13 protein-coding genes and 1 pseudogene are annotated in these 15,981 nt (G+C 72.0%); 10 read left to right on the top strand and 4 right to left on the bottom strand.

Translation table 11 applies throughout. The features are described 5' to 3' along the window. Nucleotides 1–32: 32 nt before the first annotated feature. Together AB0I10_RS24730 and AB0I10_RS24725 are read right to left on the bottom strand one after the other, a co-directional pair. A complete protein-coding gene (locus tag AB0I10_RS24730; RefSeq protein WP_363154805.1) occupies nt 33–1,064 on the bottom strand; it encodes an ABC transporter permease in 1,032 nt (343 codons plus the stop codon). A 734-nt stretch (nt 1,065–1,798) separates the two neighbouring features. Then, nucleotides 1,799–4,003: a prolyl oligopeptidase family serine peptidase gene (locus tag AB0I10_RS24725; RefSeq protein WP_363154784.1), complete on the bottom strand. Its 2,205-nt coding sequence runs from the start codon at nt 4,001–4,003 to the stop codon at nt 1,799–1,801. Between the two features lie 232 nt (nt 4,004–4,235). Here AB0I10_RS24725 and AB0I10_RS24720 point away from each other — a divergent pair, with 232 nt between their 5' ends. The 8 genes and pseudogenes from AB0I10_RS24720 (at nt 4,236) to AB0I10_RS24685 (ending at nt 12,239) form a co-directional block, all read left to right on the top strand. Continuing rightward, entirely contained in the window at nt 4,236–4,430 is a 195-nt protein-coding gene (locus tag AB0I10_RS24720; RefSeq protein ID WP_363154783.1) for a hypothetical protein, read from the top strand. 149 nt (nt 4,431–4,579) lie between these two features. Beyond that, the gene (mshB, locus tag AB0I10_RS24715) at nt 4,580–5,563 is read left to right on the top strand and encodes an N-acetyl-1-D-myo-inositol-2-amino-2-deoxy-alpha-D-glucopyranoside deacetylase (protein WP_363154782.1); all 984 of its coding nucleotides are present in this window, start codon (nt 4,580–4,582) and stop codon (nt 5,561–5,563) included. Further along, nucleotides 5,560–6,069: a DUF6113 family protein gene (locus AB0I10_RS24710; protein ID WP_363154781.1), complete on the top strand. Its 510-nt coding sequence runs from the start codon at nt 5,560–5,562 to the stop codon at nt 6,067–6,069. The genes mshB and AB0I10_RS24710 overlap by 4 nt, the downstream gene beginning before the upstream one ends. Nucleotides 6,070–6,273: 204 nt before the next feature. Next, nucleotides 6,274–8,559 (top strand): hypothetical protein, encoded by a 2,286-nt coding sequence (locus tag AB0I10_RS24705; protein ID WP_363154780.1) that lies wholly within the window; start codon nt 6,274–6,276, stop codon nt 8,557–8,559. Nucleotides 8,560–8,779: 220 nt separating this feature from the next. Next, nucleotides 8,780–9,049: pseudogene (locus tag AB0I10_RS24700) on the top strand (ABC transporter permease); the annotation flags it as partial. Continuing rightward, nucleotides 9,046–10,284 (top strand): sensor histidine kinase, encoded by a 1,239-nt coding sequence (locus AB0I10_RS24695; protein ID WP_363154779.1) that lies wholly within the window; start codon nt 9,046–9,048, stop codon nt 10,282–10,284. The pseudogene AB0I10_RS24700 and the gene AB0I10_RS24695, both read left to right, overlap by 4 nt. A 10-nt stretch (nt 10,285–10,294) precedes the next feature. After that, nucleotides 10,295–10,900 (top strand): response regulator transcription factor, encoded by a 606-nt coding sequence (locus AB0I10_RS24690; protein WP_363154778.1) that lies wholly within the window; start codon nt 10,295–10,297, stop codon nt 10,898–10,900. Nucleotides 10,901–11,042: 142 nt separating this feature from the next. Further along, on the top strand, nt 11,043–12,239 hold the full coding sequence (locus AB0I10_RS24685; RefSeq protein ID WP_363154777.1) for a PP2C family protein-serine/threonine phosphatase: 1,197 nt from the start codon (nt 11,043–11,045) through the stop codon (nt 12,237–12,239). 20 nt (nt 12,240–12,259) lie between these two features. Here AB0I10_RS24685 and AB0I10_RS24680 read toward each other — a convergent pair whose 3' ends face one another. Together AB0I10_RS24680 and AB0I10_RS24675 are read right to left on the bottom strand one after the other, a co-directional pair. Next, nucleotides 12,260–13,120 carry a transglutaminase-like domain-containing protein gene (locus AB0I10_RS24680; protein WP_363154776.1) on the bottom strand — a complete coding sequence of 287 codons (861 nt, stop codon included), beginning with the start codon at nt 13,118–13,120 and terminating at the stop codon, nt 12,260–12,262. 17 nt (nt 13,121–13,137) lie between these two features. After that, a complete protein-coding gene (locus AB0I10_RS24675) occupies nt 13,138–14,199 on the bottom strand; it encodes a GNAT family N-acetyltransferase (protein WP_363154775.1) in 1,062 nt (353 codons plus the stop codon). Nucleotides 14,200–14,339: 140 nt separating this feature from the next. On the opposite strand from AB0I10_RS24675, the gene fdxA reads away from it, so the two are divergent. Next, a complete protein-coding gene (gene fdxA / locus AB0I10_RS24670) occupies nt 14,340–14,660 on the top strand; it encodes a ferredoxin (RefSeq protein WP_033319951.1) in 321 nt (106 codons plus the stop codon). Between the two features lie 180 nt (nt 14,661–14,840). After that, a complete protein-coding gene (dapC, locus tag AB0I10_RS24665) occupies nt 14,841–15,938 on the top strand; it encodes a succinyldiaminopimelate transaminase (RefSeq protein ID WP_363154774.1) in 1,098 nt (365 codons plus the stop codon). Nucleotides 15,939–15,981 lie beyond the last annotated feature (43 nt).

Below are 15,981 nucleotides of genomic sequence, written 5' to 3'. Positions count from 1 at the left end.
CTGGGGTGGCAGCACCCCCCCGCGGAACGGCGTCATCGAGCCCTCTTCGGGTCGAAGGCGTCCCGGACCGAGTCCCCCAGCAGGTTGAACGCGACGATGAAGATGACCATCGCGAGGCCGGGGAAGAACAAGTACGTGATGTCGTTCCGGTAGTAGTCGGCCGCGTAATGGAACATCCGGCCCCAGTCCGGGGTGGGCTCGACCAGACCGACACCGAGGAACGAGAGCCCGGCGATCGAGGTCACGAAGTTCGGCAGCATGTAGGTCGTCTGCACCAGGATCGGGGTCATCACGTTCGGCACCAGCTCGCGCCGGATGATGCGCCCGGGAGACGCCCCGCTGACCTTCGCCGCCTCGACGAACTCCCGCTCGCGCAGCGACAGAACCTGGCCGCGCAGCAGCCGGGCCAGGCTCATCCAGCCCAGGAACCACATCACCAGGATGATGATCACGGCGCGCAGCCATTCGGGCATCTCGTCCTCGGGAGCCACCAGGATGGCGCCCACGATCGGCACGAACGCGACGTAGAAAAGCTGGTTCGGGAAGGCCATCAGCAGGTCGATGAAACGGCCGATGAAGTAGTCGATACGCCCGCCGAAATAGCCGGCCGCAACGCCCAGGAGGATTGCGGTGAGCACCGCGACGAGGGTGATGGCGACGGCCAGGCCGAGTGTGTTCCGGATGCCGTAGAACAGCTGCATCATGACATCGCGGCCCAGTTCTGGTTCAAGACCGAACCAGAACTCGCTGGAAATGCCGCCGTTGGGCGCCGCCGGGTACCCGTTGATCAGCAGACCCGGGGTGTCCTGCCCGTACCGGGTGTAGGGGTCCTTGCCGTAGATCTTGGAGATGACCGGCGCGAGAAGTCCGACCGCGAAGAAGAACAACACGACGCAGGCGCTGACGACACCGGTGCGGTCGCGCTTGAAGCGTGCCCACATGAGCTGGCCGGGTGAACGACCCGTAAGAGCGCTGGTCTTGCGCTTTTCCTTCGAGTTCAGACCTTCGGGGCCAAGACCTGGGGTGTCGGTCTCAGTCACCGTGGCCTGGGATGGACTAGTCATCGCGAAGTGCCCCCGCGCCGAGTTCTCTTGGAACATGAAGCGGCGCCGGTCTGCACCGCTGGATGAGCGGACTTTCGCAAGTGATTTACGGCGGAGTCAAGGGGATCGGGTGTGCTGGTGTGCAGGTCGTCCGCTTCTTGAGCGAAGATTGCGCAGATTGACGCACGGGCGTGCTTGACATGAAGTCGAGATGTACGGCATGGGGGACATATCGCGCCCAACTTCTTTAACAAGAAGGCAACTTCAGTGTCGCAACACCGATATACGGACGCGCCATGCTTCAGAACGTACGGCCGTGCGGGTGCCGTAGACCGGCCGGGGATGCCATTCGGCGCCCCGGCCGGTTACTGCTTTGTCCGCTTTCGACACCCGCTCGCCCTCGCCTCTGGTGTCCATATGCCGGGACGGGAGTAGACGTGCGGTAAGCGCCGCGTATAGAGGGCGTCGGGGTGACACGTGATCGACGCGGACGGGGACGGGCCGTGTCCACACTGCAGGTAAGCGCTCTCAGACGTGGCGCGCGAGGCATCGCCCGACTGGCCTGTCTCCTGACGGCGTTGCTGAGCGTGATCTGGATCGTCCGGGATGTGGGCATCGCCGGCCGGCCCGCGGATGTCTGGTGGACGTGGCTGGATGAGGCGCGGCGGCCGCGGGAGTTCACGGCCTGGGCCACGTCGGTGCTCGATCCGCTCCTGGTGCTCGGCGCGTTGGGCGCCGGCGTCGCTGTCCGTTCCCTACGCCATCCCCAAAGACCGCTTGAGGAAGTCGACCTGGAGCAGCAGCAGGTTTTCGGCGACCTGCTCCTGTGGCGTCATATGGGTCACCCCGGAAAGCGGCAGCACCTCATGCGGGCGGCCCGCCGCGAGGAGCGCCGACGACAGCCGCAGCGAATGCGCCACCACCACGTTGTCGTCGGCCAGACCGTGCACGATCAGCATCGGACGGTGCTGCTCCGCCGCTCCCGACAGACCCTCGTCCGTGATCAGCGAGTTGGCGGCGTAGATCTCCGGCTCCTCGTCCGGGTGGCCGAGATGCCGCTCCTGGTAATGGGTGTCGTACAGACGGAGATCGGTGACCGGAGCGCCCACCACGGCCGCGTGGAACACATCGGGCCGGCGCAGCGCCGCGAGCCCGGCGAGATAACCGCCGAAGGACCAGCCGCGGATGGCGACCCGCTCCAGGTCCAGGGGGAAGGATCCGGCCAGCGCCTGGAGGGCGTGCACCTGGTCCTCAAGGACGACCTCCGCGAGGTTCCGGGAGACCGCCTTCTCCCACGCGGGGGAGCGGCCCGGGGTGCCCCGGCCGTCCGCGACGATCACCGCGAACCCCTGGTCGGCGAACCACTGGGAGGTCAGATGGGCGTTGTGTGCCGCGACCACCCGCTGACCGTGCGGGCCGCCGTACGGATCCAGCAGCACCGGCAGCGGACCGTCGCCCTCCGCATAGCCGTCCGGCAGCAGCACCGCGCACGGGATCTCCCGCTCGCCCGCGAGGACGAGGCGGGGCCGGGCGGTGAGCATCGGCTCCTCGGCGTACGAACCGATCGCGGCCAGGGGCTTCTCGCCGCCGTCCGCGGCCAGCCGGACCACCTCCACCTGGGCGCCGGGCCGCTCCAGCGACGCCTGGGACAGCACGACGGTGGCCGACCCGCCGCCGCCGCGCACCGCGGAGGAGACGGTCGGATACGGGCGGTCGCCCACCCGCTCCCAGCCGCCCTGGTCGCCGCTGCCGCGGAACCAGGCGCGGTAGACGCCGATGTCATGCATCTCGGTGCCGCTCGCGGAGAACAGGACATCGTCCTCGCCGATGTCCAGCACCGCCCGGACGTGCAGCGGTGCGGCGGTCAGCGGACGGTCGCCGACGAACAGCTTGCGCGCGCCGCCCTCGTCCGCGATCCGCACCAGCCGGCCGTCCGGCGTCCAGGCCGGCACCCCGGGGAACGGCTCGACCCACGCCTCGTCCTCCTCCTCGTGCACCGTGCGGGTCGCGCCCGTCCCGGTGTCGACGGTCAGATAGCGCTGGTCGCGCTGGTCCCGGGACTGGACCAGGAGCAGTGGCGGACCGGCCGCGGACCAGTGGACGCGCGCGAGATACGGGTAGCGCTCGGTGTCCCAGGTGACGTCCGTCCGCGCGCCGTCCAGGCCGAACAGGGCAAGCGTGACCTTGGCGTTGGGGGTGCCGGCCGCCGGGTAGGGGATCTGCGCGGGCTCGCGGTCCGGATGCGCGGGGTCGGAGATCCACCAGCGCCGCACCGGTGACTCGTCGACCCGCGCGGCCAGCACCCGGTCGCTGTCCGGCGACCACCAGAAGCCCCGGTAACGGCCCATCTCCTCGGCCGCGATGAACTCGGCGAGGCCCCAGGTGACCTCGGGACCGTCGGGCTCCGCGAGCACCCGGTCGGCGCCCGCGCGAGCCGATCCGCTGCCGGTACCGGGCCCGCCGTCGTCCGCCGTGTTGGCACCGTCCACCGCGACCACCCGCAGCCGGCCCTGCGCCACAAAGGCGATATGCCGGCCGTCCGGAGACGGCCGCGGGTCCACCACCGGCCCCTGGACCGGAAGTTCACGTGTGGTGCCGGCCCGCAGCTCGGAGACGAACAGCCGGCCGGACAGCGTGAACGCCGCCAACTCGACGGCCGTGTCCACCGCGTAGCCGACGATGCCCGCCGAGCCCTCACGGGTACGCTCGCGGCGTGCCCGTTCCTCGGGCGAGAGCCGCTCGTCCGCGCCGGCGAGCAGGGCCCGCGGATCGGCGGCCGCGAACTCCCGTCCCTCGGCGAGGTCGAGGACCCACAGCTGCTGGGTGCGATCGGTCCCCGTGAGGGAGCGGAGGAAGACGACGCGCGCGCCGTCCGGGGAAATGGCATAGCCGCGCGGAGCGCCCAGCGTGAAGCGCTGTGTACGGGCGTGTTGCCGGGGAAAGGAAAGCTGTCCGGTCATATGGCCGAGACTACGGGTGCAGAGGCTCGCCTGGTCGCGCTCGCGAACGGCCCGTGCGCCCCCACTCTGCTCCCGTGCACCGACATATGCGCGCGGACGGAAAGTTATGATCCCTTGCGCGTCGTGAGTACGGGGTAAAGAGCCCTTGGCATACGCCGGTACGCGGTTCCGTCCATGAGGTCCGTGCACCGTCAACTCTGTCCGGTCCGTGTGTACTTGGAGGTGAGCCGCCGTGGCACTCTCAATTTCGGCGGTGGTGCTGCTGGCGATCATCGTCTTCTTGCTCGTCAAGAAGTCCGGGCTGAAGGCCGCGCATGCATTTGTCTGCATGCTGCTGGGCTTCTATCTGGCCAGCTCGTCCATCGCTCCGACGGTCAAGTCGTTGACGACGAATGTCGCCGGGATGATCGGGGGCATCAAGTTCTGACCCGCCGGGGCCGGGTCCTGTCCGTCCGGTCCTGCCCGCCCTGTCCCGTCTGTCCTCTCCCCGCCGTGGCCCGGTACTCCGATCGGGCGTATGTGCGGCGGCTGGGATCGCGTGCTGAAGGCGAGGCGGGCGGCTCGTAGGCTGTTCGCATGACCGCCCACCCTCCCCCAGCCACCGCTGGCGCCCGCCGTCTGCTGCTGGTGCACGCGCACCCGGACGACGAGTCGATCAACAACGGCGTCACCATGGCCAAGTACGCGGCCGAGGGCGCGCTGGTCACCCTGGTGACCTGCACCCTCGGCGAGGAGGGCGAGGTCATCCCGGCCGAGCTCGCCCACCTCGCCCCCGACCGCGACGACACCCTGGGCCCGCACCGCGTCGGCGAGCTGGCCGCCGCGATGCGGGCCCTGGGCGTCACCGACCACCGCTTCCTCGGCGGCGCCGGCCGCTACCGCGACTCCGGGATGATGGGCGCCCCCCAGAACGACCGGCCGACCGCCTTCTGGCAGGCCGACGTCGACGAGGCGGCCACCCATCTCGTGGCCGTCATCAGAGAGGTCGGACCACAGGTTCTGGTCACGTATGACCCGAACGGCGGATACGGCCACCCCGATCACATCCAGGCGCACCGCGTCGCGATGCGGGCCGCCGAGCTCGCCGCGCAGGCGGAGTTCCGGCCGGATCTGGGCTCGGCGCACGCGATCGGGAAGATCTACTGGAACTGCAACCCCCGCTCCGAGGTCGAGGAGGGCCTGGAGCGGCTGCGCGCGGCCGGCCACGCCTTCCCCGGGATCGCCTCGGCCGACGATGTGCCGGGCGTGGTGCCGGACGCCGATGTCGCGGTGTCGATCACCGGGAGCGAGGCGTACACGGCCGCGAAGACCGAGGCGATGCGCGCCCATTACACCCAGATCGCCGTCGACGGGCCGTTCTTCGCGCTCTCCAACGACTTGGGCCAGCCGCTGTTCCGCACCGAGCACTATCAACTGGTGCACGGGTTCCCGGGTGCCGCGGACGCTTCGGGCCGGAGTGGTGGTCCGGCGACGGGCGGGCGCGAGGACGATCTCTTCGTGGGGGTCGGCGGGCCGGCGGGCGTGGCGCGGAGCGCCCGGATCGAGGAGGCGGCGGAATGACCGCGGCCAAGGGCGGCGGGGCCGCCGACAACGGTGGCCGGCGGGCGCGGGCGGGCACCGGCGGATCGTCCGGCGCGCGGCCCGGGGGCCCGGCGGGACGGCCTCCCGGCCCGGCCTCGGCCCTGAGCGCGCCGCTGACCGCGGGCCGCATCGCCATGTATGTGCTGCTGCTCGTCGGGGGAGTGCTGGTCGCGCTCGCCGGGACGCTCGTCCAAGGGGCGTGGGCCCCGGGCGGGTTGCTGCTCGCGCTGGCCGGAACCGGCGGCCTCTTCTACGGCGGCGTCACGGCGACCCGCACCGCGGCCGGTGTCCTGGTGCCGGGCGCGGCCTGGCTGGTGACCGTGTTTCTGCTGCTCAGCGACGCCCGGCCGGAGGGTGACTTCCTCTTCCCGGCGGGGCTCGGCTCGTACATCTTCCTGCTGGGCGGCATCCTGGTGGGTGTGATCTGTGCCACCGTCGTCCAGATGCGCGCTACGGGCGTCACCCGCGGCCGAGTTGGCGGATGACGTGGTCCATACCAGGACGGATGCCGCGCGGAAACCGCTGTGTCGGGGGTTCGCCCGTGACGGCGGTGTTCGTACGCTCTTCAGGTGCCCGTCGGCGACGGACAGTATGGTGGTGCGCGCCGCCGCGACGCCCTGGGGGCACCTCTCGGCCCGAGGCCGGGGATCATCTCTGACGAGCGGCGGAGCCAACCGGGAGAACCTGCTTTGAGTCGTGAATCTGACAGTTCGTCCTCCGGCCCTCAGGGTCGTGGCGGAGCCGCGTACCCGTCGGGGACGCCGCCGTACGGCTCGCCCAGGGGAGATGGCGACGAGGCGCTGGCCTCTGGCGCGCAGCCGGAGGAGCAGAAGACCGAGACCACACTGACGACGCGGATCAAGATCAACATTCCGGGGTCGCGCCCCATCCCGCCGGTCGTCGTGCGCAAGCCCGTCGGTGAGGAGCCCGGCATGAACGGATCGGCTGCATCCGGCGGTTCCGCCGGATCCCGGGGTGCGCCCCGTCCCGCCCGGGGAACCGAGCGGGACGCGGAGCGCACGGCGAACACCCCCACGGGTACCTCGTCCGCCGCTGCGGCGGACGAGGCACCCGTGGGCGGCCCGGCCGACAAGACCAGCGACTGGTTCGCGCCACGCAAGGCGCAGGCCGGGCCCACCGGCCAGACGTCGACCACCGGCTCCCATGCGGTCCCGCCCGCCCCGGGCGGGCCGTCCCCGGCGCCGCGCGGCCCGGCCGGCGCGACGTCCCCGCACCGACCCGACCTGCCGTTCTTCTCGGACAGCCCGGCTCCGGCCTCGGCTTCGCAGGGCGGGCCCGTGTTCGACAGCGGTGCGCCGCACGGCGGGGGTACCCCCGGAGGTTCGCCGTTCGAGGGCGGTGACCCGCTGAGTGACCCGTTGACCGACCCGCTGGGCGGCTCCCCGTTCGACACCCCACGGGGCGGCGGCTCTCCCTTCGACGGCGCCCCGCGTGAGGCCAGCCCGTTCGACGCTCCCCGGGCCGGGGGAACCTCCCGCTCCAGCGGAGCCGGGAGTGGGGGAGGCCCCGTCGGCCCGAGCGGCCCTACGGCAGGACCCGCGCGCGGCGACAGCGCACTCAACCTCCCGCCCGGCTTCAGCGACCCCGGGCCGGGCACCGGCGGCACCCGCCAACTGCGCGACGACACCGCCCCGCTCACCCCGCAGCCCCCGGCGCCCCCGCTGGCGGGCCCGGGCAGCGGCCTCGGCGTCACCGGCGGCATCTCGGGCGGTCTGCCCGGCGGCGCGACGAGCGGCCCCAAGGGCGGTCCGGCGGGCGGCCCGACGGGCGGCGCCCCCGGTGAGCGTTCCGGCGCGCCCGGCGGTGTGAGCGGTGGTGCGCCCGGTGGGGGCGGTCCCCGCGGCAGGGTGTCCGGCGACACCCTGGTCAGCGGCATCCCGGCGACGCCCGGGGCGGACAGCCCGTCGCCCCCCTCGCCCTTCTCGTCCGCCAAGCCCGGCACGTCCGGCAGCGGCGACAGCGCCGCCCCGGCACGCCCGAAGATCCCCGAGCCGATCAACCCGCCCAAGAAGGGCCGCAACAAGATCGTCCTCGCGGGTGTCGGCATCGTGGTCGTGGCCGGTCTCGCCTACGGCGCGGGCCTGCTGCTCGACCATGCGGATGTGCCCAACGGCACCACCGCTCTCGGCGTGGACATCGGCGGCACCAGCAAGGAAGAGGCCGTCCAGAAGCTGGAGACGGCGCTCAAGGACCGTCGCACCGCGCCGCTGAAGCTCACCGTCGACGGCAAGCCCGCAACCCTCCAGCCCGCCAAGGCGGGCCTGGACGTCGACGTCCAGGCCACCGTCCGCAACGCGGCCGGCCGGGACTACAACCCGGTCTCCGTCATCGGCTCGCTGTTCGGCGGTACCCGTACGGCCGAGCCGAAGATGATCGTCGACAACGAGAAGCTGGGCGTCGCGCTGCAGAACGTGGCGGGGCCCGCGAGCGCCGCCAAGGACGGCGGGATCACCTTCGAGAACGGCAAGGCGGTGCCGCACTACGGCACTCCGTACAAGTCCGTCGACGTCGAGGCGTCCAAGTCCAAGGTCTCCGAGGCGTACCTCGACCGCGCCACCAGCGGCACCGACACCCCCGTGGTGCTGGCCGCCGGCACTCAGCAGCCGAAGGTCAGCAAGGCCGCGGTGGACAAGGCGCTCAAGCAGTACGCGCAGCCCGCGATGTCGGGCCTGGTCACGGTCCGTACGGACCCGACGCACACGGTGTCCTTCAGCCCGCAGAAGTCCATCCCCAAGTTCCTGTCGTTCACCATCAACAACGGCGAACTCGTGCCGTACTACGACCTGCCGGCCCTGAAGCAGCTCTACGGCGACACGTTCAACGGCATCCTGCTCACCAAGGGCGATGGCTCCAAGAAGCCAGTCAGTGTGAAGGAGGTCGCGAGCGCGGTGGGCAAGGCGCTGCTCGGCCGGGCCCCCGCCGAGCGGATCCAGGAAATCGGCGCGGACGGCTGACCATCGCGACGGTCGGCCGGCCGTCGCCACTGCTGGCGGCCGACGACTGCCGCAGTACGGGAAAGCGCAGGTAGAGGCCCCCGCGGGGGGATTCCTCAGGGAATCCCCCAGGGGGCCTCACCCATGACATCTGTCATGGGAGGCTGAGTACAGCTGACACTGCCGGGCGGACCGCGGATCCGTGACGCTGAATGGCATGACGACGACAGCTACCACCACAGCAACCGGCGACGCGGTCCGCCCGATCTCCATGCTCTTCTACTTCGGGCTGGCGTTCCTCGGCTGCCTGTGGATGCCGCTGACGATCCTGCCGCAGTGGGTGCAGAACATCGCGGAGTGGCTCCCGACGCACGCCTACGCGGCCCTCGGCACCGCCGTCGAGGCCGGTGGCGCGCCGCACATCAAGGACATGGCGATCCTGGCCGGCTATCTGCTGGTGTTCGCCGCCGGCGCGGCCTGGCTGTACCGCAAGGACACCCGGAAGGCATGAGACCGGTGGAGACGAGGAGCGAGCCCGACGACCGCAACCCCGTACTGATCGGGCAGGAGCCCCGCAACCGCCGCCAGGCGCTCGGCAAGACGATGTGGATCGCCGTCTGGCTGCTGTATCTGGGCGGGCCGGTGGGCGGGCTGCTGGAGCCCGGCACCTCCACCGCCGCGCGGATCTGGGGCGGCCTGGGGCTCGCGCTCTTCGTTCTCACCTACTTCCTGCTGGTGTTCCGCCACATGTGGCGGGCCCTGGCCCACCGGCTGATGTACGGCTCGCTGGCCCTGATGCTGGCGCTGTCCAGCGCACTCTCGATGACGCTGGGCTTCCCCTGGCTGGTGCTGTTCATCTTCACCAGCGTGGCCTCCGGAGTGGTGCTGCCCTGGCCGCAGTCCCGCTGGACCATCCCGCTGATCACCGCGATGCTGCTCGCCGTCGGGGCGTGCTACCCGGAGATCCGTAACTACTACCTCACCGCCTACGCCCTGCCCTGCCTCGGCAGCGGCTTCATGATGGTCGGGGTGCAGTATCTGATCCGTACGACCACGGAGCTGCGCGCCGCCCGCGAGGAGGTCGCCCGCCTCGCCGCCGGCGAGGAGCGGCTCCGGCTCGCACGCGATCTGCACGACCTCCTCGGCCACTCCCTCTCGCTGATCACGCTCAAGAGCGAGCTGGCCGGCCGGATGCTGCCCGACCGGCCGGCGGACGCCGCCCGGCAGGTCGCCGACATCGAGCGGGTCAGCCGGCAGGCGCTGGTCGACGTCCGGGAGGCCGTCACCGGCTATCGCAGACCCCGGCTCCCCGTCGAGCTGGCCGGGGTGCGGGCCGTGCTGCGCACCGCCGGGGTCAAGGCCACCGTCGACCCGGCGCTGGAGGGCGAGCACCCCGCGCTCGCGGCCGACGAGGAGAGCGCGCTGGCCTGGGCGCTGCGCGAGGCCGTCACCAACGTCGTACGGCACAGCGGCGCCCACCACTGCGAACTCCTCCTCACCGAGGAACGGGAGTCCGACGAACGCCGCTACCTCTGCCTCAGCGTCCTCGACGACGGCGCCGGCCCGCCCCGCGCCCAGCACGACGGCAACGGCCTCAGCGGCCTGCGCGAACGCCTCGCCCTGGCCGACGGCCGCCTGGAAACCGGCCCCGCCCCCCGTGGCCGCGGCTTCGCCCTGCGCGCCTACGTCCCCCTGGGCGCCCCCGCCGCCGCGGCCCCCGGCCCCGAGATATCCCAGCGGTTCTAAGCTGGCCCGCATGATCAGAGTGCTGCTGGCGGAGGACCAGTCGATGGTCCGGGAAGCGCTGGCGGCGCTGTTGTCGCTGGAGCCGGACCTGGAGGTCGTCGCCCAGGCGGCGCGCGGCGACGAGGTGCTTGCGGCGGCGCGGGCGCACGACGTGGACGTGGCCCTGCTGGACATCGAGATGCCCGGGATCACCGGGCTTGACGCGGCGGCCGTGCTGCGCGACGAGCTGCCGGGCGTGAAGGTCGTCATCCTCACCACGTTCGGGCGCCCCGGCTATCTGCGCCGCGCCATGGAGTCGGGGGCCGATGCCTTCCTGGTCAAGGACGCCCCGGCGGCCCGGCTCGCGGATGCCGTACGGCGGGTGCTGCGCGGCGAGCGGGTCATCGATCCGGCGCTGGCGGCGGCCGCGCTCGCCGACGGGGCCAGCCCGCTCACCGAGCGCGAGCGCGAGGTGCTGCGGGTGGCCGCCGACGGATCCACCAACGCCGAGATCGCGCACGCCCTGCACCTGTCCCAGGGCACGGTCCGCAACTACCTCTCCACCGCCATCCAGAAGACGGGTGCCCGCAACCGCGCCGAGGCGGCCCGCACGGCTCGCGACAAAGGCTGGCTGTAGCCCCTCTGCGGGCCCTGGGCACTCGGCCCCGGCCCCGGACCGGCCACGGCGGCCCTGAGACGCACCCCACGCCCCCTTGGCTCCCCGTGGGACCTTCGGCCCCTGTGCGGTGTCGCGCGACGTCCCGCAGGCTTGAAGTGTTATGCCTGCCAACCGACCTCCGGACAGCGGCCGCCTCACCGCGGCGTTGCTGATCGCGGCCATCGTGGCCGTCGTGATCCTGGACGCGACGACCGGTCCGGAACTGCACATCTCCTCCTTCATGGGCGTCGCCCCGTTGTTCGCCGCACTGCGCTGCCCCTACCGCCCCACCCTCGTCGTCGCCGTCGTCTACGTCGTCTGCCTCACCTACGTCGACCTCCTGACGGTGCCCGACTGGGCCCCGGCCAGCAGGGTCGTCGGTGTCTTCGGGGCGTTCCTGGTGGCGGTCTTCTCCCTGGTGCTGTGCCGCACCCGCCTGGAGCGCGAGGCACTGCACGCCCGTACGAGCCTGGTCGCCGACACCGTGCAGCGGGCCATGCTGCGCGAGCTGCCGCTCCGGGCGGGCCCGGTCGAGGCGTTCGGCTTCTATGTCTCCGCCCAGGAGGGCGCCCGGGTCGGCGGTGACATCTACGAGGCCGTCGAGACCCCGCACGGGCTGCGGCTGATGATCGGCGACGTCCAGGGCAAGGGCATGCCGGCGATCGAGGCGGGACTTGAGGTGCTGGCGTCCTTCCGGGAGGCCGCCTATTACCAGGACTCCCTGGAGTCGGTGGCCGAGCGGATGGAGCAGGCGTTGACCCGCTACAACACCCGCTCGGCCGAGCAGGGCACCGACGAGCGTTTCGTCACGGCGCTGCTGGTGGAGGTGCGCGACATGCGCGAGGGCCGGGTGCTGTCCTGCGGCCACATCCCCTACTACCTGGTGCGCGACGGCCGGGTCTCCGAGCGCAGCGACGGCGAGGGCGGGCTGCCGCTGGGCCTCGGCACGCTGAGCGCCGAGCCGAGGCTGAGCGCACGCGTCCGCCCCGCCGCGGACGACTGGGTCGTGCTGTGTACGGACGGGGTGACCGAGGCGCGCGGTACGGACGGGGAGTTCTACCCCCTGTGCGACCGGCTGGCGGGCTGGACGGACCTGGAGCCCGCCGAACTGGCCCGTACGCTCCGCGCCGACCTGGAACGGTTCACCGGCGGCGAGCTCAAGGACGACGCGACCGCGCTGATCATCCGCCGCACCCCCGCCGCCGAACCCGTCGAACCCGTCGAACCCGCCGCACCTGCCGATGCCGCCGATGCCGTGAGCGCGCAGCCGGTCGCGGACCTGCGGGCCGACCGGTCCGCCACCCGTCGGACCAGTTGAGCGGGGCGCGGGCCCGCAGATCAGTTGAGCAGGGCGCGGGCCGCCGCGGCCTGCCGGCGGACCGTGTCCGCGGTGCCCGGATCGACGGCCTCCACCACCCGCGCGTACTCCTCCAGCTCGGCCGCCCCGGTCATGAACTCACCACGCTGGACGAGCAGTTGGGCCCGTTCGTGCCGCAGTCGCGCCGGATGGCTGGGCAGCAGCAGCGACAGCTCCACCGCCCACAGCTGCACCGCGCTCTGCTCCGGGCGCGCCTGCGCCCAAGCCCGGATGTTGTTGAGGATCCGCAGCACGATGTCCAGCGGGTCGGCGGGCGACAGCATCCGCGCGGTCAGCCCCCCGCCGGTCGCGCCCGCGACCAGCAGCGCCGCGTCGTCATCGCCGAGCAGCCGGCCGCCGGCGAACGGATCGGCCAGCACATGTTCCCCGTAGGGGTCCCCGAAGCCGACGACGAAATGGCCGGGCAGCGCCACCCCGTACACCGGTGCGCCGGCCCGCCGTGCGACCTCCGTCCACACCACCGACAGCAGGATCGGCAGGCCCCGGCGGCGCTGCAGCACGGTATGCAGCAGCGACGACTCCAGCCGCCGGTAGTCGGCGGGCGAGCCACCGAAGCCGCAGCGCGAGCCGAGCAGCTCGGCGAGATTGCGCGCCCATGCGCCGGGGCCCCCGGCAGGTCTGTACGGCAGCAGCCCGGCCAGCCGGTCCAGCTCGATCTGTGCGGCGTCAATGCCCGCTTTGTCCAGCGCGGGATCCGCCTCGGTGGCTATCAGGAGGCACAGCAGCGCCAGATCCGGCCGCTCCTCGCGCGCGGCCTCGGCGAACTGCCGCCGCTGCTCGGCGCGGGCGCCGTCCGGCTTCGGCTCGGGTTCCTGGGACATACGAAAGGGATACCCGCTCAGCGTGCGCCGTCGCCCGGAAGGGCGCGCCGGTAGTGATAGCCGTGGTGTTCGGTGAAGCCGAGCCGGTCGTAGAGCGCGCGGCCATCGATGTTGTCGTCCTCGACCTGGAGATACGCGGCCGAGGCGCCCTCCTGGAGCGCCCGCTCGGCGAGCGCCGCCATGACGAGCGTGGCCAGCCCCTGCCGCCGCTGCGCCGGGTCCACCTCGATGGCCGAGAACCCCGCCCAGCGGCCGTCGACGACCACGCGCCCGATGGCCGCCGGTCGGCCGGCGTGCGGACCGGCGGACGGCACCGTCGCGAACCACACCGAGGGACCGCCGGTCAGCACCTTCAGCGCGTCGGGCGTGGGCTCGCCGGTCCGGTTGTACATGCCGAGCCACTCCGCGTCCGGCTCACGGGCCAGGGCGGCCATCCCCCAAGCTCTCGGCTTCGCTCGACCAGGGGGGACCCCCATGGTGTCCGCCCCCGTATCGGCGAGCGGTGCCAGCGCCGCGATCCGGACCGAGGTGTGCCGCTCGGCCGTCCAGCCGCGCCGGTCCAGCTCCGCCGCCAGCTGCTCGCCGGTGTCCGCGCGCCCGGTGGCGACCACGATGAGCGCCGGCAGCCCGCGCTCGCCGTACCACCGGGTGATCCGCTCCAGCGCCGTATCCAGGGGGACACCGGGTTCGCCGAGGGGCAGTACCGAATTCGCGCGCCGGGTAAATCCTCCGGCCGCCCTCAGCGCCCAATCCCCGAGACGCTCCGTCTCAAGGGCCGGCCAGCCGCGGGCCGCGACCTCCTGGAGCTCGCGCGCATCGGCTGCCGGACCCCGCCTCCGGGCCGGCTCCGCGGGCACGACCTTGGCCGCGACCAGCAACGATTCGTCGATCTCCACGCACTCTCCGTTGCGGCGTGTGATGCTCAGCACACCCGCGTCCCAGGATGTGAGCACACCGACCGTGTCGGTGAACGCGGCCGACCCCGGGCCGCCGCCCGTCCGGCGCCGGACCGATACCCTTTTGCCCACGTCAGCAGGGGTGATACGGACTTCCGCGCGACCACCGGTCATGAATTCCATCGCTCTATCCGCCCCTCTTGTTCGTCTCGCGCCCGGGAACGGAGATACTAGGTGGTGGGCATCGACGACGCCGCGCTCCCGCGCGCCCTGCGGCGGTACTGCCAATCGGTCCGCCGGCCCTACCGAGGAGGAACGACAGCGTGACCTACGTCATCGCGCAGCCTTGTGTCGACGTCAAGGACAAGGCATGCATCGAGGAGTGCCCCGTCGATTGCATCTACGAGGGCTCCCGGTCCTTGTACATCCACCCGGACGAATGTGTCGACTGTGGTGCTTGTGAGCCGGTCTGCCCCGTCGAGGCGATCTTCTACGAGGATGACACTCCGGAAGAGTGGAAGGACTACTACAAGGCGAATGTCGAGTTCTTCGACGAGCTCGGTTCGCCCGGTGGCGCCAGTAAGCTCGGCCTGATCGAGCGCGACCACCCCTTCATCGCAGAGCTGCCGCCGCAGAACCAGTAACGATCCGGGGATCGGGAGGGAGTCTGACCGCTCCCTCTTGTCCTTGAGGTCGCCACCGGTCGCGCGGCGCTGCCCGGTCCCGTACGGCCTGTCCGCTGTACGGGGCCGAGGTGTTTGCGCCGACGTCCCCGACGTCGCCCCGTCCGGGAAGGCGTCGCCCCGTACGAGAAAGAGAGCACCGTGGGTCCAGTCTCATCCCGTCTCCCCGTCTTCCCCTGGGACCGGCTGGAGCCGTACAAGACCACCGCCGCGGCGCACGCCGACGGCATCGTGGACCTGTCCGTCGGCACCCCCGTCGACCCGGTGCCCGCAGTGATCCAGCAGGCCCTGACCGCCGCGGCCGACAGCCCCGGCTACCCGACGGTGTGGGGGACGCCCGCGCTTCGCGACGCGCTCACCGGCTGGGCCGCCGACCGCCTGGGCGCCCGCGGCCTGGAGCACGCCAACGTGCTGCCGATCGTCGGCTCCAAGGAACTGGTCGCCTGGCTGCCCACCCAGCTCGGCCTCGGCGCCGGCGACAAGGTGGCCTACCCGCGGCTGGCCTACCCGACGTACGAGGTCGGCGCGCGACTGGCCGGCGCCGAGCCGGTCGTCTACGACGATCCCATGGAGCTCGACCCCAGCGGCATCAAGCTGCTCTGGCTCAACTCGCCGTCCAACCCCACCGGCCGTGTGCTGAGCGCCGACGAGCTGCGCCGCACCGTCGCCTGGGCCCGCGAGCACGACATCCTGGTCTTCAGCGACGAGTGCTACCTCGAACTGGGCTGGGAGGCCGACCCGGTCTCGGTGCTGCACCCGGACGTCTGCGGCGGCTCCCTGGACGGCATCGTCGCCGTCCACTCGCTCTCCAAGCGCTCCAACCTCGCCGGCTACCGCGCCGCGTTCCTGGCCGGCGACGCCGCCGTCCTCGGCGAGCTGCTGCTGATCCGCAAGCACGGCGGGATGATGGTCGCGGCGCCCGTCCAGGCCGCCACGGTCGCGGCGCTGGGCGACTCCGCCCACGTCGCCGAGCAGCGGGAGCGCTACGCCCGCCGCCGTGCCGCCCTGCGCACCGCCTTCGAGGCCGCCGGCTTCCGCATCGAGCACAGCGAGGCGTCGCTCTACCTCTGGGCGACCCGCGACGAACCCTGCTGGGACACCGTCGGCGATCTCGCCAAGCGCGGCATCCTGGTCGCCCCCGGCGAGTTCTACGGCGCCGCGGGGGAGCGGTTCGTGCGGATCGCCTTCACCGCCACCGACGAGCGGGTGGACGCCGCGGTGCGCCGCCTGGCGGAGTGACCTGCTGACCGTGGTGCACTGATCGCACGCAACGCGCAGGGCC

The sequence above is a fragment of the Streptomyces sp. NPDC050636 genome, from assembly GCF_040654775.1.
Taxonomy (GTDB): domain Bacteria; phylum Actinomycetota; class Actinomycetes; order Streptomycetales; family Streptomycetaceae; genus Streptomyces.
Note: the sequence above shows the minus strand (reverse complement) of the source record. Positions and strands in the feature narration are given on the sequence as shown.